General features: G+C 44.4%; 19 protein-coding genes. 8 read left to right on the forward strand and 11 right to left on the reverse strand.

Going from position 1 to position 19,440, the window contains the following annotated elements; all coding sequences use genetic code 11:
• Positions 1-77 precede the first annotated feature (77 nt).
• The 6 genes from znuA to Q0203_RS04340 all read right to left on the reverse strand — a co-directional run bounded on the left by znuA (position 78) and on the right by Q0203_RS04340 (position 6,284).
• Positions 78-1,115 (reverse strand): zinc ABC transporter substrate-binding protein ZnuA, encoded by a 1,038-nt coding sequence (gene znuA, locus Q0203_RS04315; protein ID WP_290521804.1) that lies wholly within the window; start codon positions 1,113-1,115, stop codon positions 78-80.
• Positions 1,116-1,215: 100 nt separating this feature from the next.
• Positions 1,216-1,986: a tRNA cyclic N6-threonylcarbamoyladenosine(37) synthase TcdA gene (tcdA, locus tag Q0203_RS04320; RefSeq protein WP_297929810.1), complete on the reverse strand. Its 771-nt coding sequence runs from the start codon at positions 1,984-1,986 to the stop codon at positions 1,216-1,218.
• The gene (gene mltA / locus Q0203_RS04325) at positions 1,986-3,104 is read right to left on the reverse strand and encodes a murein transglycosylase A (RefSeq protein ID WP_297929811.1); all 1,119 of its coding nucleotides are present in this window, start codon (positions 3,102-3,104) and stop codon (positions 1,986-1,988) included. The genes tcdA and mltA overlap by 1 nt, the downstream gene beginning before the upstream one ends.
• A 145-nt stretch (positions 3,105-3,249) precedes the next feature.
• Complete coding sequence (locus Q0203_RS04330) at positions 3,250-4,641, reverse strand: DASS family sodium-coupled anion symporter (RefSeq protein ID WP_297929812.1); 1,392 nt, start codon at positions 4,639-4,641, stop codon at positions 3,250-3,252.
• Positions 4,642-4,829: 188 nt separating this feature from the next.
• The gene (gene rraA, locus Q0203_RS04335; protein WP_297929813.1) at positions 4,830-5,330 is read right to left on the reverse strand and encodes a ribonuclease E activity regulator RraA; all 501 of its coding nucleotides are present in this window, start codon (positions 5,328-5,330) and stop codon (positions 4,830-4,832) included.
• Between the two features lie 48 nt (positions 5,331-5,378).
• Positions 5,379-6,284 (reverse strand): 1,4-dihydroxy-2-naphthoate polyprenyltransferase, encoded by a 906-nt coding sequence (locus tag Q0203_RS04340; protein ID WP_297929815.1) that lies wholly within the window; start codon positions 6,282-6,284, stop codon positions 5,379-5,381.
• Positions 6,285-6,394: 110 nt separating this feature from the next.
• Here Q0203_RS04340 and tsaA point away from each other — a divergent pair, with 110 nt between their 5' ends.
• A complete protein-coding gene (gene tsaA, locus Q0203_RS04345; protein WP_297929817.1) occupies positions 6,395-7,132 on the forward strand; it encodes a tRNA (N6-threonylcarbamoyladenosine(37)-N6)-methyltransferase TrmO in 738 nt (245 codons plus the stop codon).
• Between the two features lie 71 nt (positions 7,133-7,203).
• Here tsaA and Q0203_RS04350 read toward each other — a convergent pair whose 3' ends face one another.
• Positions 7,204-7,590 (reverse strand): Cu(I)-responsive transcriptional regulator, encoded by a 387-nt coding sequence (locus Q0203_RS04350; RefSeq protein WP_297929818.1) that lies wholly within the window; start codon positions 7,588-7,590, stop codon positions 7,204-7,206.
• A 90-nt stretch (positions 7,591-7,680) separates the two neighbouring features.
• Here Q0203_RS04350 and Q0203_RS04355 point away from each other — a divergent pair, with 90 nt between their 5' ends.
• The 4 genes from Q0203_RS04355 to ndk all read left to right on the forward strand — a co-directional run bounded on the left by Q0203_RS04355 (position 7,681) and on the right by ndk (position 12,118).
• A complete protein-coding gene (locus Q0203_RS04355; RefSeq protein WP_297929820.1) occupies positions 7,681-7,893 on the forward strand; it encodes a heavy-metal-associated domain-containing protein in 213 nt (70 codons plus the stop codon).
• 236 nt (positions 7,894-8,129) lie between these two features.
• Positions 8,130-10,289: a heavy metal translocating P-type ATPase gene (locus Q0203_RS04360; protein ID WP_297929822.1), complete on the forward strand. Its 2,160-nt coding sequence runs from the start codon at positions 8,130-8,132 to the stop codon at positions 10,287-10,289.
• 90 nt (positions 10,290-10,379) lie between these two features.
• The gene (gene pepB / locus Q0203_RS04365) at positions 10,380-11,687 is read left to right on the forward strand and encodes an aminopeptidase PepB (protein WP_297929824.1); all 1,308 of its coding nucleotides are present in this window, start codon (positions 10,380-10,382) and stop codon (positions 11,685-11,687) included.
• Positions 11,688-11,698: 11 nt separating this feature from the next.
• Positions 11,699-12,118, forward strand: coding sequence for a nucleoside-diphosphate kinase (ndk, locus tag Q0203_RS04370; RefSeq protein WP_297929826.1), 420 nt, complete (start codon positions 11,699-11,701; stop codon positions 12,116-12,118).
• An 81-nt stretch (positions 12,119-12,199) separates the two neighbouring features.
• Here the strand turns inward: ndk and Q0203_RS04375 are convergent, their stop codons facing one another.
• On the reverse strand, positions 12,200-12,460 hold the full coding sequence (locus Q0203_RS04375; RefSeq protein ID WP_295975287.1) for a GrxA family glutaredoxin: 261 nt from the start codon (positions 12,458-12,460) through the stop codon (positions 12,200-12,202).
• Between the two features lie 202 nt (positions 12,461-12,662).
• Here Q0203_RS04375 and Q0203_RS04380 point away from each other — a divergent pair, with 202 nt between their 5' ends.
• On the forward strand, positions 12,663-13,580 hold the full coding sequence (locus Q0203_RS04380) for a RimK family alpha-L-glutamate ligase (RefSeq protein ID WP_297929828.1): 918 nt from the start codon (positions 12,663-12,665) through the stop codon (positions 13,578-13,580).
• Entirely contained in the window at positions 13,577-14,122 is a 546-nt protein-coding gene (gene ycfP, locus Q0203_RS04385) for an alpha/beta hydrolase YcfP (protein ID WP_297929830.1), read from the forward strand. The genes Q0203_RS04380 and ycfP overlap by 4 nt, the downstream gene beginning before the upstream one ends.
• A gap of 88 nt (positions 14,123-14,210) precedes the next feature.
• On the opposite strand, the gene mreD is transcribed toward ycfP, so the two are convergent.
• The 3 genes from mreD to Q0203_RS04400 all read right to left on the reverse strand — a co-directional run bounded on the left by mreD (position 14,211) and on the right by Q0203_RS04400 (position 16,986).
• On the reverse strand, positions 14,211-14,699 hold the full coding sequence (mreD, locus tag Q0203_RS04390; RefSeq protein WP_296027535.1) for a rod shape-determining protein MreD: 489 nt from the start codon (positions 14,697-14,699) through the stop codon (positions 14,211-14,213).
• Positions 14,699-15,754, reverse strand: a complete 1,056-nt coding sequence (gene mreC / locus Q0203_RS04395; RefSeq protein WP_297929832.1) for a rod shape-determining protein MreC — start codon at positions 15,752-15,754, stop codon at positions 14,699-14,701. The genes mreD and mreC overlap by 1 nt, the downstream gene beginning before the upstream one ends.
• A 176-nt stretch (positions 15,755-15,930) precedes the next feature.
• Positions 15,931-16,986: a rod shape-determining protein gene (locus tag Q0203_RS04400; protein WP_021615733.1), complete on the reverse strand. Its 1,056-nt coding sequence runs from the start codon at positions 16,984-16,986 to the stop codon at positions 15,931-15,933.
• Between the two features lie 225 nt (positions 16,987-17,211).
• Between Q0203_RS04400 and Q0203_RS04405 the strand changes: the two genes are divergently transcribed.
• Positions 17,212-18,996, forward strand: a complete 1,785-nt coding sequence (locus tag Q0203_RS04405) for an ABC transporter ATP-binding protein/permease (protein WP_297929834.1) — start codon at positions 17,212-17,214, stop codon at positions 18,994-18,996.
• Positions 18,997-19,440: the final 444 nt, after the last annotated feature.

The following is a 19,440-nucleotide window of genomic DNA, read 5'->3' on the forward strand; positions in this document are numbered from 1 at the left end:
GTGCCTAAACAAAAATGCCGCCCTCAATCTGGTTTACCATGTGAGGGCAGCATCCGTTTAGTTAAGAAAAGTACGCATTATTTTGCTAAGCATTGTGCATAGCTATCTGCGGTAAATTGAAGGAACGCGGCATAAGAATTAACGCCCAGTTTAACGGCATCGCCCATTGGATCAAGACGACCGACATTTACTTGTGTCCCTTTGCTTAAACTTTCAATGACTTTTGGCGTGAACTGTGGTTCAGCAAATAAGCAGTTGACTTTGTGTTCGGCAATTTCTTCTTTAATTTTTGCCAAGGTTTTTGCACCCGGTGCCACCAATGGATTAATGGTGAAATAACCGGTTTGATTTAAACCATAGGCTTGGTTGAAATAACCGTAAGCATCGTGGAACACATAGAAACCTTTATCTTTTACGCTTTCCAATTGTGTTTTGATTTTCGCGCTTTGCTCATCTAAAGTGCGGTTAAACTCCGCCACGTTTTTTTCAATCTGTTCTTTTTTCTCCGGATATTGTTTGATCAGTTTTGCCGCAATGCGTTGCGCAACGGATTTACTGATGTCCGGAGAGTACCAAACGTGCCAATTTACGCCTAAGTCTTCATGATCGTGATCATGATGATGTTCATGTCCGGCATGTTCATGTTTGTGTTCCTGTTCTTCGTGTTTATGCTCATGTTTCTCGTGATCGTGGTGATGTCCTTCGTGGGCATGATCATGATCCTCATGGGCTTCGCCTTCGCCATGATGATGGTGATGATGTTCGCCTTTTAATAAAAACGGTTCAATGGCAGCAATGTCTTTGATGGTTAAGACTTTTTTATAGTCAAGATCATCAATGGATTTATCTAAAAAGGCATCCACATCTTCGCCGATCCAAACGACCATTTCGGCAGATTTGAGTTTTTGCACATCAGAGGGTTTTAAGCTGTAATCATGTGGTGACGCACCGGCTGGGACTAACACTTCCGTGTCGGTGATACCATCGGCAATAGAGGAGGCGATAAAACCTAAGGGTTTAACAGAAGTTACGATAGTTGCAGAAGCTACGGCGGAGAAAGAAAGAATCGCTGTGGCAATCGCCGTTTTTTTCAAACCTTGTACGAATTGAGTCATTGTATTTCCTTTTATAATGGGACAGATAAGTTGAATAAAACGCGATTAGGTTACTCTTTTTTTATTTGGATGACTATCTTTTTTTATGAAAAAAAATAAGTCAGTCTTTTTTCTGTAATAACTTATCAATGACACGAGAAACCGCAAAAAATCCAAACGTCGCCGTAATCATCGTTGCCGCGCCAAACCCATTGGCGCAATTCATGGTGGCGGACGTAGAGCAGTTTTCCCCCATTTGAGGGAAAATCAGTGGTTGGGTAGAAAAGACCGCCTCGATGGAAAATTTACGTTTTGGATTTTGCGTGAAATGGTAATCCTTGCGTAAAACCGACCGCACTTTCGCTAACAGCGGGTCTTGAATGGTACGACTTAAATCGGTAATTTGAATTTGGCTTGGATCCGTTTGCCCACCGGCGCCACCCACGGTGATAATGTTGATTTTATGGCGTTTACAGTAGGCAATTAACGTCGCTTTCGTTTTCACATTATCAATGGCATCAATGACATAATCATACTCAGCACGAAGATATTGGGATAAATTCTCCGCAGAAATAAAATCATCAATCACATTGACATCGCATTCGGGGTTAATCAATTTCACCCGTTGTTGCATGACCTCTGTTTTGAGCTGACCGATATTGCCTGTCAAGGCATGAATTTGGCGATTGATATTCGTGACACAAATATCATCCATATCAATCATCGTGATTTTTCCCACGCCTGACCGAGCGAGCGCTTCCACTGCCCAAGAACCCACACCGCCAATGCCAATAACACAAATATGCGCTTGGCGTAAACGGGCTAAAGCCTCGGTGCCATATAAACGACCAATACCGCCGAAACGTTGTTCGTAATTATCCACGCGTGCCATTAGCGTAACACCCAAACGCGACCATAATGTTTTGACAAGCCGGCAATATGCCCCGCCTGATCGCCGATGCCACGATATAAATCGAAATGGTGTCCGTTCACCGCACCGCCTACATCTAATGCCACCATCAAATGCAGTTTATGTTCGCCCGTCCAATTACCCTCATTATCAATTTGTGGCACTTCGACTAACAAGACGCTCCCCAACGGAATCACACCACGGTCAGAAGCCACCGAAGCCATTGGCACTAACGGAACGCCTGCTGCGCCTTTCACTTTGCCATTCGGATCATTTTTAAAGAAGACATAAGACGGATTGCGTTCAAGCAAACCTTGAACCCGAGATGGATTTGCATTCGCCCAATCACGAATCGCCTGAATAGACATTTTTTCTTTCGGAATCTCACCGTCTTCCACCAACAAACGTCCCACGGCAGCGTACGGGTAACCATTTTGGCCGGCATACGCAAAATAATTCAAATTGCCATCACCAAAATCGACGTAACCACTGCCCTGTACGCCAAGCAGGAAGTTATCGATCATGGAATCACTATACGCCAGTTCTAATCCTTTGCCCTTCAATGCGCCGGCATAAATTTCAGCGCGGGAAAAACGTTTTTGTGACGGAAGCGCATAAATCGGTTGGTTATATTTGCCTTGCGGTGTGCGGCGAGCGTGAATCACCGGGGAATAATAGCCCGTCATTAACACGTTTTGATAGCCGTCAAAGCCTTTCATCACTTGTGGATTAATGCCGAAATCAGTAAGTTTGCTCACATTGGCACCGGCTAATACCCACGCAGTGATTTTTTCATAGGTCGGCGCAAAATTGCGGCTCAGTTTGCCGGAGTACGTATTCACATTGGAAAGTTGGGTTAAAAAATCGCCTTGATTTACCACCGCACTTTGATTTTCCACACGAGACACCGGGCTAAAGATTGCTTGCTGATAGGTCCGTCCTTTGTATATCGCGCCGAATTTTTGCGGATCAATATCCGTGCTCGTTGATTGAGCGCTGCGTTTTGAAGTATTTTGATGTTCCGTTGGTGAACACCCGGCTAATATCACCGCCACGGAAAGCGCTAGAAGTTTATAAAGAGAAGATTGATTCAATCGCATACACAACATCCTAGAATAAACGAAAAATAAAGGCCGAATTCTACCCTAATTTCGCTTGGATGAACACGGGGAACATCCAAGCGCATAAAGTGCGGTCATTTTTTCCGATAAAATAGACGTGCGTATGCGATAAAGTGTCCTTTTACTATTGCAACCAGAAGAGGTAACCGAAGGTTGCGATAACCAAGATACACACGATATTTAAAAGAATACCGGCTCTGACCATTTCACTTTGTTTCACTTCACCGGTACCGAACACAATGGCATTCGGCGGTGTTGCCACCGGCAACATGAAGGCACAGGAAGCCCCTAACCCGATGATTAAGGCTAAACCGATTTCCGGCATACCAAGAGATTGTGCGATAGAAATGAAAATCGGCACTAACAACGCCGCACTGGCAGTATTGGAGGTGAATTCCGTTAAAAAAATAATGAACGCAGCAACCAATAAACCGATGAGATAGAAGTGACCACCTTCAATCAGGAATACGATTCCATCAGCCAAGATTTTGCTTGCACCGGAATTTTTTAATACCGCACTTAAGGTTAAGCCGCCACCGAAGAGCATTAATACGCCCCAATCGGTGTTGTCTTGAATTTGCTTCCAGTTTGTTACGCCGGCAACACAAAGGATAACGGCGGCAGATAAAGCAATAACGCTATCGAAGCTGGCAATTTTCCCCTCTAATCCTAATGCACCTGCAAGAATCGGGTTGATTTGGCTACTGAAAACCCAGCTCAATGCAATAAAGACGAAAATCGCTAAGGTAACCCAACGTTGTTTATTCATTGGAATCGCTTCAAATTGTTGGTCAAAACGAATATTGAGTTTTGGCTTGAAAACAATATAAAGCGTGCCAATCATCAGTGGCATAAGAATTAACATAATCGGCAAGCCATACCATAACCAATCAGCAAAGGTGAGGTGTAATTGTGTTGCAACGATGTTGTTTGGCGGGCTTCCCACTAAGGTTCCCATACCACCGATACTGGCGCTATACGCAATCCCTAACAGCACGAACACATAGGTGTTATGTTCTGAATTACGATCTAAACGGCTGAGTACGCCCATGGCAAGGGGTAACATCATTGCCGCTGTTGCTGTGTTACTGACCCACATGGACAAAAAGGCGGTAACGGAGAATAAATACATGACCGCAACAAATAAATTGCCTTTTGCCAACGCCATAATTTTGTTGGCGATCATTTTATCTAACTGTTGAATGTGAAGTGCGGTGGCTAAAGCAAAGCCTCCGAAGAATAGAAAAATATTTGGATCGGCAAAGGTAGCTAGTGCCGTACTGGTTTTGACTAATCCTAAGAAAATGGCAAGGAGCGGAACAATTAACGCCGTGATCGTGACGTGTAAGGCTTCCGTTAACCACAAAATGGCAACCAAAGCCAATAATGCCAACCCACCATTGGCATTTTTATCAAAAGGCAGTGTATTGAGTAAGACAAAAAAGAGAATAACTGCAGAAATCAAGATAATCACGCGCTTATTGATCCCATTTTTATTTAGTGTTGTGTTGCTCATGGTTTCATCCTTTTAAATAAAATAGAAGATCGACATATTGCCTAATAATGTAAACAATATGTTAGAAAACTATCATTGTATAAATAAAAAGCAACGCCTTTTTTGTGGATTTGTGAAGTAGCGCAAAAAAAAGTGCGGTTGAAATAATAAAAATTTCAACCGCACTGAGGAGAATTTAATGCTTCTGTCTATTCTTGTTCCGGATCGTCTAAATCTAACGGCTCTTGCGACAGAATAATGCCGGTTAAATCGGCATAAATATAATCTTCCGGGAAGAAAGTTACACCACCAAAGTTGACCGGAATATCGGTTTCGCCGTGGTTGTTTTCATCTGCACCTACCGGAATTGGGGCTAACGCATGAATGCCGATGTCGATATTTTCCAGTTGTTGAATTTGACGAACCGCACCATAAACAATGATGCCTTCCCAATGGTTGTCTGCCGCTAATTGTGCGAGTTCCGCATCAATTAATGCACGACGTACTGCACCGCCGCCATCAACGACTAACACGCGTCCTTCACCGTTTTCTTCTAAAATTTCAGCAATTAACCCGTTATTTTCAAAGCATTTTACGGTGGTGACTTTGCCATAAAAAGAACTTAATCCGCCGAAACTTGAGAAAACAGGTTCGACAACATCGACTTGATCGAGATAAATATCGCAAAGTTCAGAAGTATCAATGTACATAAAAGACCCTATTTTTAAGATAAATACTGCGAGCTAGTATAGTCCGTTTCAGCCTAGAAGCAAGCCCAAACTAAATAGCCCATTGATCAGTAACGCAATTAGCGACATTTGCGCCAGCATCGGGCGTAAAGCCACTGGCTCTTTATGAGAGAAAACAAAATAAGCATGTTTGAACAAGAGCGGATAAGTGAGCAAAAAGACGAAACTCAACGGATGACGCAAATTCATGAGGGCAAACAAGAGATAAAACAACGCCGCAATGGAAAGCAGCAAGCAATGATAAATCCGCCCATTATGCGGACCTAAGCGCACGGCAAGGGTGTTTTTACCTGCTGTGCGATCTTGTTCAATATCGCGCAAGTTATTGATATTTAATACGGCTGTCGCAAGTAATCCGCTGGCAATGGCAGGAAGCAAAATAACGGCAGAGATATCATGTACTTGCAGATAATAGGTTCCGCCGATGCCCAATAGCCCAAAGAAAATTAATACGGAAATATCGCCTAAGCCCAAATAGCCGTAAGGCTTGCTGCCCACGGTGTAGGTGATAGCTGCCACAATGGCCAATACGCCGAGCATGGAAAACGCAATTAAATCACTGATATTTTGGTAAGCCATGCCGATTAAGAGTGCGCCACAAAGGAAACTTAAGGCGATCATCACATAAAGCCCTTTTTTCAACTGTGCAGCAGAAATGGCGCCTTGTTGAATGCCACGTAATGGCCCGATACGTTCTGCCGTGTCGGAGCCTTTTTGATGATCACCGTAATCATTGGCGAAGTTGGAGAGAATTTGTAGAAACAACGTGGTGAGTAAACATAACACCGTAATTCCCCAATGGAAACTGCCTGCCCAATAGGCAAGCGCTGAACCGGTTAAAATGGTTGCCAAGGCTAACGGCAGGGTTTTTGGACGCGCTGTTTCAATCCACATTTTTATTGTATTTTTTGTCATAATGGCTACTCGAATAACGAAAAATAAGACGATTTTTTACCGCACTTTTAGCTAAAATAGGCGCCATTCTACAAGGTTATTTTGCAGATTTTAACTGTTTTAAGGAAAATATGTCCGATTCTCTCACATTGCAGCCCATTGCGGTAATTCATACACCTTACAAAGAAAAGTTTTCCGTACCGCGTCAACCTAATTTAGTGCAGGACGGTACAGGCATTGTCGAATTGTTGCCGCCCTATAACCAAGCGGAAGCCGTGCGCGGTTTAGAACAATTCAGCCACCTTTGGCTGATTTTTCAATTTGATCAAATCCCGCAAGGCAAATGGCATCCTACCGTGCGCCCACCACGTTTAGGCGGTAATCAACGAGTTGGCGTGTTCGCCTCGCGTTCTACGCATCGCCCGAATCCACTTGGTTTATCCAAAGTCGAATTGCGCCACGTGGAATGTAAAAACGGCAAGGTGTTGTTACATCTCGGTGCCGTAGATTTAGTGGACGGCACACCGATTCTCGACATCAAACCTTATCTTGCCTACGCGGACAGTGAACCTGACGTGATTTCTGGTTTTGCCCAAAGCGAACCGGAACCGTTGCTGCACGTGGAATTTACTGCAGAAGCGGAAAGTGCGGTCAAAAAACACCGCAAAAATCGACCGCACTTACAACGTTTTATTACTGAGGTGATCCAACAAGATCCCCGTCCTGCCTATCAACAAGGCAAAATCACCGACCGCCTTTACGGCATTTCGTTGTATGACTTGAATGTGAAATGGCGGATTAAAGCGGATACGGTGGATGTGGCGGAAATCGTGCAAATTGAAACCTTAGTAAATCATCAGGAAGATTAACCAGCGGACTTTTTGAAGTGTATTTCTGATGAGAAAATATTTTAAATTCTCACCGCACTTTTCACGCTTTCTTATTCACTCAACCCCGCCAAAATTGAACATTCCGGGCAGTCGTTGCCTTGGCAGCTGTCATGCCAGCGTTGGAGTTCAGCCACCATTTTTTGTAGTGCCTGAATTTGCGCGTTGAGGGTTTCGATATGTTGTGCCGTAAGTTGTTTCACTTCACGGCTGTTGCGATGCGGGTTGTCTTGTAATTCAAGTAATTGGGCGATTTGTTGCAGGGAAAAGCCCACGTCTCGTGAGTGGCGGATAAAACGCAAACGGGCGAGATCGTTTTCTTCATAGTAGCGATAACCTGAAAGGGTGCGTGTGCCGGCTTTGAGTAAGCCTCGTTTTTCGTAATCGCGAATTTGTTTGGCTGATAAGCCGGTGAGTTTGGCTGCTTGACTGATATTCATAAAAAGTGTTTGACCTTAACCTAACGTTAAGGTTTATAGTAATCTCACCGACAAAAATCGGCAAGGTTTAACTTAACAAAGGAGCAAATGATGCAAAACGTAACCTTAAAAATTGATGGCATGACCTGTGGTGGTTGTGTGAAAAGCGTAACCCGCGTATTGAGCGAATTGGACGGTGTGGCGCAAGCTGACGTCAGTTTGGAAAAAGCGCAAGCGGTCGTGAGTTTTGATGAAAATAAAGTGCAACTGGCAGCGTTGGTAGAAGCCGTGGAAGATGCCGGGTTTGATGCGGAAGTGGCATGAGTTTTGTTTATTGCGTATTTAATTGATGGCGGCGTCTCCTGATACCGTCTTTTGATTGTTGCTTTGTTGTAAGTACGCGTTGGGAGACGCGCGCTCTAGGTCTTGTGACGTGCGCTATGATTATGAATAAGCACAAGCGTGGACGCTTGCGCTAGCCGTCTTTAATATCGATGATAAAAAATATTTCCAAAACCCACCGCACTTTTCTGGGAAAGGACATAAAAAAAGAGGATGTTATGCAAAAAGTCTCCATTCAAATTGATGGTATGACGTGCCAGTCGTGCGCCAGTCGGATTGAAAAAGTGTTGAATAAAAAAGATTTTGTGCAGCAGGCGGGTGTGAATTTCGCCAGTGAAGAAGCGCAGATCACTTTTGATGAAAAGCAAACTTCCGTTGAACAACTGATCCAAATTATTCAAAAAACCGGTTTCGCCGCCCAATTAAAGCAAGAACAGACAGCGTTGCCGCAAGAACGTAAACTCTCGTGGCGGTTGATTTTATTGTGGCTGATTAACGTGCCGTTTTTAATCGGTATGCTCGGCATGATGCTGGGACGACATGATTGGATGTTGCCGCCGACGTGGCAAATGGTGTTAGCCACGATTGTGCAATTCGGTTTGGCGATTCCCTTCTACAAAAGCGCTTGGGGCAGTATTAAAGGCGGGTTAGCGAATATGGATGTGTTGGTCAGCCTTGGCACGCTCACCATTTATTTTTATTCCGTCTTTATGCTGTTTTATCTGCCGCATATGAGCCACGATCATGGTTCGGCAAATATTTATTTTGAAGCCTCCGTCATGGTGTTGGGTTTTGTGAGTTTGGGAAAATTCTTAGAAGAACGCACCAAAAAACACAGCCTAAACAGCCTGGGTTTATTGTTACAGCTGACACCAAAACAGGTGCGCGTGCAACGTAACGGCGAATGGCAAACCGTGCCGTTAAATCAAATCCAAGTGGGCGAACTGTTACGTGCTAACCAAGGTGAGCGCATTGCAGCAGATGGCGTGGTGGAAGAGGGCACAGGCTGGTGTGATGAGAGCCATTTAACCGGCGAATCTCTGCCTGAAATGAAAAAATCGGGAAGCCAAGTGTTGGCAGGGGCGATGGTGACGGACGGCAGTTTGGTTTATCGCTCGCAACAGCTTGGTAGCCAGACGTTGCTCGGCGATATGATGAACGCCCTTTCTGAAGCGCAAGGCAGCAAAGCGCCCATCGCCCGTTTTGCCGACAAAGTGGCGGCAGTGTTCGTGCCAACGGTAATAGGCATTTCCTTGGTGACGTTTTTACTCACCTGGTGGCTTCAGCAAGATGTTGTCACGGCGTTGATTCATGGGGTTGCCGTGTTGGTCATCGCCTGTCCTTGTGCGTTGGGCTTAGCGACACCGGCGGCGATCATGGTGGGCATGGGCAAAGCTGTGAAGCAGGGCATTTGGTTTAAAGATGCCGCCGCTATGGAAGAAGCCGCCCATGTGAATGCGGTGGTGTTGGATAAAACCGGCACGCTCACAGAAGGTAAACCGCAAGTGGTTGCTTTTTGGCAGTCGCAAAGTGCGGTCTATTCTGAAGATGAAATTTATGCGTTGGCGGCCGCTATTGAACAAAGCGCGACACATCCGCTGGCAAAAGCCCTTGTGCAAGCCGCGATGGCAAAAAATATGGCGTTGCCTGCGGTGCAACATATTCAGGCAGATGTGGGGCAGGGGATTCAAGGCGAGATTGAACATCTCGGCACGGTAAAAGTGGGCAAACCTGCCTATTGCGGTTTGACGTTACCGACTGATCTTGATCCGGTGTGGCAGATCGCCAGCATTGTGGCAGTTGCCGTAAACGATGAGCCCGTTGCCGCGTTTGCCTTAGCAGACGCCTTGAAACCGGACAGTCAAAAGGCAATCCAGCGTTTGCAGGCACATAATATCAATGTGTATATCATGAGTGGCGATAATCCGAACGTAGTGCAATACATTGCTAATCAGCTTGGGATTCAACATGCGCAGGGTAATATGTCGCCGCGAGATAAAGCAAGTGCGGTAAAACTTCTCCAAGAAAATGGCAACGTGGTTGCTATGGTAGGGGATGGGGTGAATGACGCACCGGCACTCACAGCCGCCAATGTAAGTTTTGCTATGCACGATGGCGCGGATGTGGCGCAACACAGTGCATCGGCAACCCTGATGCAGCATTCGGTCAATCAGTTGGTGGATGCTTTATTGATTTCCCGCGCGACCTTGAAAAACATTAAACAAAATTTGTTTTTTGCCTTTATTTATAATGTGTTGGGCATTCCGCTAGCCGCATTTGGCCTGCTCAGTCCGGTGATTGCCGGCGCGGCGATGGCGATGAGTTCGATTTCCGTGTTAAGCAATGCGTTACGCTTGAAAAAGGCGAAAATGACATAACCACAATGGCTTAGCATAAAAACGTAACGAATCTCGCTAAAAACTGCTATATTACAAGCCGTTATATTCTCAATATTGAAAGGAGAAAATATGTCTATGCAGGTTTTGCTTTCAAACCAACCGGCTTCGGCGGTTTGGGGGGAAAAGGCACTCATCAGTTTTAATGAAGATAAAGCGACCCTTCATTTAACCGATTTTTCCGACCGCACTTCTATACAAAAAGCGGCACGCAAGTTACAAAATCAGGGGATTTCTGATGTTTCGTTAAGCGGGGAAGGCTGGCAATTGGAAAGTTGTTGGGCGTTTTATCAAGGTTTTTACAATGCGAAAAAGCAGTTTAAACTGCAGTTTCCGACGTTATCTGCGGAGCAACAACAAGAACTGAATCACCGTATTCAATGTGGCGATTTCGTACGTGAAATCATTAATCTGCCGGCAGCCATTTTAACACCGGAAGAGCTTGCCCAACGCGCCGCGAAGTTTATCGGGCAGACGGCAGAGCAAGCCGGTAAACAAAGTGCGGTCAGTTTTTCCATCGTTTCTCGAGAAGCATTGCTGGAACGGGGGTATCATGGTTTATGGCAAGTGGGGAAAGGGTCTCAAAATCTGCCGGCCATGTTGCAGTTGGATATCAACCCGACAGGCAATCCGGACGCGCCGGTGTTGGCCTGTTTAGTGGGTAAAGGTATTACGTTTGACAGTGGTGGTTACAGCATTAAACCGAGCGATGGCATGAGCACCATGCGTACGGATATGGGTGGCGCCGCGTTATTGACGGGGGCATTAGGCTTGGCGATTTTGCGTGGTTTAAATCAACGGGTGAAATTATTCCTTTGCTGCGCAGAAAACTTGGTGAGTAGTCGCGCCTTTAAATTGGGTGACATTATCCAATATCGTAACGGTGTCAGCGTAGAAATTCTTAATACGGATGCCGAAGGGCGATTGGTGTTGGCTGATGGTTTAATTGATGCAGATGCCGAACAGCCTCAATTTATCGTGGATTGTGCGACCTTAACCGGTGCGGCAAAAGTGGCGGTGGGTAATGATTATCACAGTGTGTTATCCATGGATGATCAGTTGGTCGCCGATTTATTCCACGCTGCCGAGCAAGAACAAGAGCCATTTTGGCGCTTACCTTTTGCGGAATTACATCGCGGACAAATTAAAACGGCGTTCGCTGACATTGCCAATACCGGCACGGTTCCTGTGGGCGCAGGTGCGAGCACGGCAACCGCGTTTTTATCTTATTTCGTTAAAAATTATCAAAAACATTGGTTACACATTGATTGTTCCGCCACCTATCGCAAAACCCCAAGCGATTTATGGGCGACCGGCGCGACCGGTATCGGTGTGCAAACCCTTGCCAATTTATTATTAGCTAAAGCAAAACAACAGTAAGAGGATGTGAAATGAGCTTACAACGAACCTTATCTATTATTAAACCGGATGCCGTAAAGCGTCATTTAATCGGCGCGATTTTGGCACGCTTTGAGCAACAGGGATTCAATATTGCTGCCGCGAAAATGGTTCAGTTGAACAGAGAACAAGCAGAAGGCTTTTACGCCGAACACCAAGGCAAGCCTTTTTTCGAGCCATTAGTGGAATACATGATTTCGGCGCCGGTATTCGTGAGCGTGTTAGAAAAAGAAAATGCCGTGCAAGATTACCGCACTTTAATGGGAACGACCAATCCTGAAACGGCAGCAGAAGGCACGATTCGTCGTGATTTTGCCTTAAACCAACGGGAAAACTCCGTGCACGGTTCCGATAGCCCGGAAAGCGCGGCACGTGAGATAGCTTATTTCTTTGCCGCGGAAGAAATTTTTTAATATTGCATGGCGGTCAACCCAAAGAAAAACGGATTAGCTTATTGGGCTAATCCGTTTTTTTATCCGTGTGGATAAAATCACTTATTCCACGCCAAATCGTTCACGCACGAAAGCTTGAAAGTCAGTGCAGCCTCCAATTGGTTTTTCATCCACTAAAATTTGCGGGACGGTTTGCACCGGTTTACCGATAATTTTTGCAATATCCTCTTTGCTCATGCCCTGTTCGATAATATCGATATAACGATAATCAAAATCCGCGAATGAATTTTTTAGCTTTTCGGCTAATGCTTTGGCGCGTACGCAGTACGGGCAGCTTAGGCGACCATAAATAGTTACAAACATGATGTTTCCTTTTGTCTTGTCAATAAATGCGCTGATTTTATAGCGGATGAATAAAAGAATAAAGAGTTTGCCAAGTGTTTAAGGTAGAATGCCGTTAATTTTAGCAATAGGTAAATGAATCTAATTTGCTATGTGATTGAGGCTTTTATCCTCATCGGAGAAAAAGCCAGTGAGAATTAAATACAGTAAAAAAACAAGACTTATGAAACTATTAATGTTGTGCCGTGAGCCGCGTTTGTATAGCTGTCGGCGTTTAAAACAGGCGGCGGAAGAAAACGGCCATCACATGGATATTCTTGATCCGAATCGTTGTTTAATAAAACTCCAAAGAAATCCACCGCACTTTGCGCTTTATTATCAGCCGGATGTGGAAAGCACGCCTTATCTGTTACCTCAATATGACGCGGTATTACCTCGCTTTGGTACCGGCAGTATGCAAATGGGGTGTGCGGTGTTGCATTATTTTCAGGCGTTAAATGTACCTTGTTTGAATCATGCTGATGCTTTTGCGAAAGCGCGTGACAAATGGTTGAGTTTGCAGTTATTACTGGCGAATGGCATTGCCGTGCCAACCTCGTTGCTTGGTGGGCTGGAAACCAATGCGAATGATGCCGTACAGCATATTGGCGCACCGATTATTTTGAAAACCTTGAGTGGTTCGCAAGGGATTGGCGTGGTGCTCGCAGAACGACCACAAAGTGCGGTCAGTATGTTGGAAACATTGAAGCAGGCAAATGTACCGACGTTAGCACAAGAATTTATTGCAGAAGCGCAAGGCGCCGATTTACGTTGTTTTGTGGTAGGAGAACGCATTGTCGCGGCGATGCAACGCATTGGGCAAGGTGGCGAATTTCGCGCAAATTGCCATCGTGGTGCCAGCGCAGAAAAAGTCATCTTAACCGAACAGGAAAAACACATTGCCTTAAACGCAACGAAAGTGCTAGGCTTAGATGTGGCGGGCGTGGATTTAATCCGTTCCGCCAACGGTCCGTTGGTGTTGGAAGTCAATGCCAGCCCGGGGCTTGAGATGATCGAGAAAACCAGTGGCATTGATATTGCCTTGCAAATGATCTTACATTTAGAACAAAAGCATCGTCATCAGGTTGGAGTAATGAAATGATTATTTATTTACACGGTTTTGATTCCAGTAGTCCGGGCAATCACGAAAAAGTGTTGCAACTAAAATTCATCGATGATGACGTTCGCTTTATTAACTACAGCACATTGCATCCGCGCCATGATATGCAATTTCTTTTAAATGAAGTGCATAAATTGGTCTCCGAATCGAAAGACAGAAATCCCTTAATTTGTGGTGTCGGGCTTGGCGGGTATTGGGCGGAACGCATTGGTTTTTTATGTGGCATTAAGCAGGCGATTTTCAACCCGAATTTATTTCCGCAGGAAAATATGGGAGGCAAGATCGATCGCCCGGAAGAATATGAAGACATTGCCACCAAGTGCGTGGAAGATTTCCGTTTGAAAAATAAAGGTCGCTGTTTGGTGTTCTTGTCGGTGGAAGACGGTGTTTTAGATTCCCAACGTAGCACAGAGGTATTATCGCCTTATTATGAGGTGATTTGGGATGCCGTAGAAACGCACAAATTCAAGCAGATTTCGCATCATTTGCAAGCCATCAATGCCTTTAAACAACGTGAGTTATAAATGACAACCAAAGGGAGCAATTACGCTCCCTTTTTGATTAAGGCAGTTATGATCAATGTGTGTGGTTTTAATGAAACAATCTGCTCAATTAGCTTAATCCAAGGCGGCGGCGAAGACCTCGGAGTAATAAAAATAACCATGGCCATAAAAGACCACTAATCATGGCACCAAAAATCTCTCGCCAATCGAAGGTGGCGCGATGAACTAAAAATTCAATTAAGAAGATGCTAAAACGGATCGCAAAGACAAAGAAAATCACCAGCAAGCTTTGCATCCAAAGTGAAAGATTACGAAAGACAAGGTGATTTTTGGTAATTAAGTAGGCAAAGATAGACAACACCAGTGCGTGCGCACCCAAGATCGTGCCTAATACCACATCCCACAGAATACCAATCATAAATGCCCAACCAATACTTACACGGTTGGGAATCGACAATCCCCAATACATAAAAATCAACACGACCCACGCCGGTTTAACACTTTGAAAACCATTAGGCCACGGCATGATTTCCATCACCAAGGCAAGTAGAAATATTGCGGTTAACGCAATGTATTTAAAAATAACACGACTTTGCATTAATCCTCCTCCCTTGGCGATTTATCCTCTACTGGCACGGCTTCTACAGGATTTTCATGGGGTGCCTCTGTCGGCAAATCCGATGTCGCTTCTGAAGGTGTCTGTTCTGCCGGTGGAACATCAGGAACAAGGGCTTTTTTCACTTTTTGTGCTTCATTGCCTTGTGTCGCTAATCGTTGCTCAACCGCTTTACGCACATCTGCCGGTGTGATTGGGCTTGCTTTTCGTGTATCTTCATTTGTCGGCCACAGCAATAAGACGTAGCGTAATTTATCAATAAAGGCTAATGGTTTTGCCGTAACGGTGGCAAAATAATTTTGTCCGTCACGCGATACCGATTCGACAATCGCAACCGGATAGCCCTCTAAAAAACGCCCTCCCAGCCCGGAGGTTACCAGTAAATCGCCTTTTTCAATATCCACTGATCGTGGAACGTTATCTAAAACCAATTCGTCATTATGCCCGGTACCACTGGCAATCATACGAACATCATTGCGCAACACTTGAACTGGAATCGAATGGGCGATATCCGTAATTAATAACACTCGGCTGGTATGCTCGCCCACTGAAATAATTTGCCCGACCACGCCTTTTTCATCAATTACCGGCTGACCAATATAAGCGCCATCTTTTTCACCTTGATTAATCACCACTTGTTGGCGATAAATATCGGTTTCCGCCGTCAGAACTTCGGCAATTTTCTTATATTCATCAATCCGTAGTGGCGAATTTAGGAGCAGTCGCAAACGTTGGTTTTCGACTTTTAATTGATCCAGCAATAAAAGATCCGCGTTTTTTTCTCGTAATTGATCTTTTAATGCTTTATTTTCGATTTGCAATTTATTGGTATCGACCAAATTATCGGAAACCCCATCCAACACCGTGCGTGGCGTATTGGCTAAATAATACAATCCGCCAACAGCCGTTTCTAACAATGAACGGGCTTGAATCATCGTTGTCGTTTGTCTATCTGAGGCAATTAATCCTAATGAGGCAATGACAGCGAGAAAAAGCTTGAGTCCTAAAGGCGGGTTTTTTCCAAAAATAGGCTTCATGATAAGAGCATTCCTCAAAACAAAAGTGCGGTCAATATCAACGGCAATGCCGGTCAGTTAAGCAACAGGCCGGCATTAAGAGATAATTATGTTTTATCGTATGAAACGATTTACCCGGTGATTAACATTATCTGGGTAAAAACATCAAAATGATTCACCGCACTTTTTAAACATGATTAGATTTCTTCACTAAAAATGTCGCCACCGTGCATATCAATCATATCTAATGCCTCACCACCACCGCGTGCAACACATGTAAGTGGCTCATCAGCAACAATGGTCGGCACACCGGATTCTTTGGAAAGTAACACATCAATGTTGCGTAATAACGCACCACCGCCGGTTAGGACCATGCCACGTTCAAAAATGTCCGCAGCGTGTTCCGGTTGACATTCTTCCAAGGCAGTTCGTACTGCCGCCACAATGCCACTTAACGGTTGTTGAATAGCTTCTAAAACATCTTTTGACGTTAACGTAAAGGAGCGTGGTGCACCTTCCGCAATATTGGAGCCGTGCACTTCCATTTCTTTAATTTCGTCACCGTCTTGAATGTAGGCGGTACCGATTTCCTGTTTAATGCGTTCTGCGGTCGGTTCGCCGATAATCGAACCAAAATTTTTGCGCACATAGGTCACAATCGCTTCATCAAAGCGGTCACCCCCAATACGCACGGAAGAAGAATACACGATGCCGTTCAAGGAAATCACCGCAACTTCGGTCGTACCGCCGCCGATATCAATCACCATCGAACCGATTGCCGTTGAAACCGGCAACTTCGCCCCAATCGCTGCCGCCATCGGTTCTTCGATTAAATAGACCTCACGTGCACCGGCACCAATGGCAGATTCTCTGATCGCACGACGTTCTACTTGCGTTGCGCCTGCCGGCACACAAATCAATACACGTGGACTTGGACGCATGAAATTGCCGCTATGTACCTGTTTAATAAAATATTGCAGCATTTTTTCGGTCACGAAGAAATCGGCGATCACACCGTCTTTCATCGGACGAATCGCTTCAATGCTTTTTGGAGTACGACCTAACATTTGTTTCGCTTCGCGACCCACTGCCGCAATACTTTTCAGCGAGCCACTGCGATCTCGGCGAATCGCCACCACAGAAGGTTCATCCAACACGATGCCTTGCCCTTTGACGTAAATCAACGTATTTGCTGTACCGAGGTCAATAGAAAGATCATTAGAGAATAAACCGCGAATTTTTTTAAATAACATATGTGTTCCACTAATTTGTATTAATCATGGCTCTTTTGAGCGTTAAAAAAATTGGGCTAAATTTACCAAAAAATGGGCGTTGATAACAGAAAATTTTAGCCTAATCACACAAAAATCTTCGCATTGAAAGAATAAGCTTGCAGTGTTGTTCATATCTTCATCATCTTCTTGATTTGATCAAAACACCGTGTAAACTTACCGCACTTTTATCTATGGGAATACGTTATGGATTATACTCAAGAGATCATTACCTCTTCACTTTGGATCGCCCGCACACTGGCGCTCACGGTTATTTTCTTCAGTCTCGGCATTTTTCTATTAGTTCGCCTGACCCATTGGGGCAAACAATTTTGGATGTTTGCCGGCGGTTATCTTTCGCCAAAACGCAGCATTAAACCATTATTATTCTTCGTCTTGATCATGACCCTCACCCTCTTTAGTGTACGTCTGAGCTTGGTGCATTCCACGTGGTATAACAATATGTACACCGCATTGCAGGAATTTAACCAAACCGTCTTTTGGGAGCAGATGATTTTATTCTGTTTTATTGCCGGCTTTTCTGTGGCAGCCGCACTTATCAGCTATTATTTAAACCAGCGCTTTTCCATTAACTGGATTGAATGGCTAAATACAGAACTCTTAGAAAAATGGATGGATAAGCGGGCTTATTATAAAAGCCAATACATCGGCAACAATCTCGATAACCCGGATCAACGGATTCAACAAGACATACAATCTTATGTAAAAACCACACTTTCCCTCAGCACTGGTGTGATTGATGCCGTGACCTCCATGATTTCTTACACGATTTTATTGTGGGGCTTAGCCGGACCAATGACCTTGCTAGGTATAGAAATTCCGCGCGCTATGGTCTATTTAGTATTCGCTTATGTGATTTTCACCACGCTGATTGCTTTCTGGCTTGGTAAACCGTTAATTCGCCTTAACTTCGCGAACGAAAAATTAAACGCGAATTACCGTTATTCCTTAATCCGTGTTAAAGAATATGCGGAAAGCATTGCATTCTACGCCGGTGAAAAAGTGGAAAAAAGTCGGTTATACAAACAATTCCGCGCCGTTATCAATAACATGTGGGATATCGTCTTCCGAGCCCTAAAATTCTCCGGATTCAACTTGGTGGTCAGTCAGATTTCCGTGGTCTTCCCATTACTTATTCAAGTGGGCCGCTATTTTGAAAAACAAATTAAATTGGGCGATCTGATGCAAACCTTGCAAGTCTTTGGCAAGTTGCATTCCAATCTTTCGTTCTTCCGTAACACCTACGACAGTTTCGCCGAATACAAAGCCACGTTAGACCGTTTAACCGGCTTTCACTACAGCGTCGAGGCCGCGCAAAAACAAAGTAAAACCGACATTACTGATCACCCTACGGATGTGATTTTCCAACACCTTAGCGTGAAATCGCCTATGGGCAAAATCTTAATTAAAGATTTAAATCTCATCTTAACACAAGGGAATTCGTTATTAATTCAAGGTCAATCCGGTGTCGGGAAAACTACCTTATTACGCACCATTGCCGGTTTATGGTCTTATGCAGAAGGCAAAATATTCTGCCCGCAACACAATACCCTGTTCTTGTCGCAACGCCCTTATTTGCCACAAGGCAATTTACTCACCGCGCTCTATTATCCGGATACCACTGAAAACGTGGATTTGGTTAAGATCACGCGGGTATTGGAACAGGTTCAATTAGCCCATTTACAGGATCGTTTAGAACAGGAACAAGACTGGAGCCGCATTCTCTCTCTTGGTGAACAACAACGTTTGGCGTTTGCCCGTTTGTTACTACACAAACCGAAAGTTGCTTTCCTTGATGAAGCCAGCGCCAGCTTAGACGAAGGCATGGAACACGCCATGTATCGCTTAATTCGTGAAGAATTGCCAAATACCACCATTATCAGCGTGGGGCATCGTTCTACCCTCGTGCCACTACATCAGCAACAATTAGAATTGCACACGGATGGAAGTTGGGTATTTAATCCCCATTAGTGGCTACAAGGTTCGCCTCTAAAGTGCGGTGATTTTTCGATGTCTTTAAAAACATTGAAAAAACACACCGCACTTTTTTAGATTTAAACTAAAAAAGTCGATTTTTTCAGTAAATAAATTTCTATCAGAATAAAAACTGGCTTTAAACAGCAAAGTTAGAATATTTCTCTAAGATTTATGCTTAATACAAAGTTTATCTCTAACTAAATTTCATAAAATCGGCAAAAACAGAGAGAATATGCTGATTTATCATTTGACAGACTAGCTTAAATCCGTAATATGTGACGCACGTTTACAGATTTTTATACACTAGGATTTTTCATGTTTCACACTGTTTCTTTCTCCCTCAACCTGCTGCTCTCACATGCTTTGTGCGGCTAAGTTGTGGATGAAAAACAGTCAAATGTAAAACCCTCAAAATTTAAACCCGCACTCTACTTTGCG

It is taken from the genome of uncultured Aggregatibacter sp. (assembly GCF_938046485.1).
GTDB lineage: Bacteria > Pseudomonadota > Gammaproteobacteria > Enterobacterales > Pasteurellaceae > Aggregatibacter.